Here is a 466-nt window from a genome sequence, read left to right on the forward strand (position 1 = left end):
AGCGCCGGCCAGCGCGGCGCCGCCGGGTGCACGGTGTCGCGGTGCATCTTCGGCGCCTTGCCGAACAGCACGTCCATCGGCAGGTCGATCGGGGCATCGGCCGGGGTGTTGCCCACGGTCGCGCCATAGGCCACCACCAGCCGCTCTTCTGCCGTGGCGACACCGACCGCGGCGAACGGGCAGCGCTCGCGTGCGCACAGCGCGGCGAACTCGGCCAGGCGCGCCTGCGGCACACCGAGCACATAGCGTTCCTGCGATTCGTTGCACCACAACTGCATCGGCGACAGTGACGGGTCATCGGTGGGCACCTTGCCCAGATCGATCACACCGCCCACGCCGGAGTCGTGCAGCAATTCCGGAATCGCGTTGGACAGGCCACCCGCGCCGACGTCATGGAACCAGCGGATCGGGTTGTCCAAGCCGAGGGCGACGCAGCGGTCGATCACTTCCTGGCAGCGACGCTCCA

Annotated in this window: 1 protein-coding gene; it reads right to left on the reverse strand. The window is 69.5% G+C overall.

The window, feature by feature from the left end:
- Positions 1-466: AIR synthase-related protein (locus B2V21_RS02050; protein WP_286915908.1), on the reverse strand; the 466-nt coding region annotated here is incomplete at both ends.

Origin of the sequence: Pseudomonas sp. UBA6276 (genome assembly GCF_002438365.1) — a bacterium.
GTDB lineage: Bacteria > Pseudomonadota > Gammaproteobacteria > Pseudomonadales > Pseudomonadaceae > Aquipseudomonas > Aquipseudomonas coleopterorum.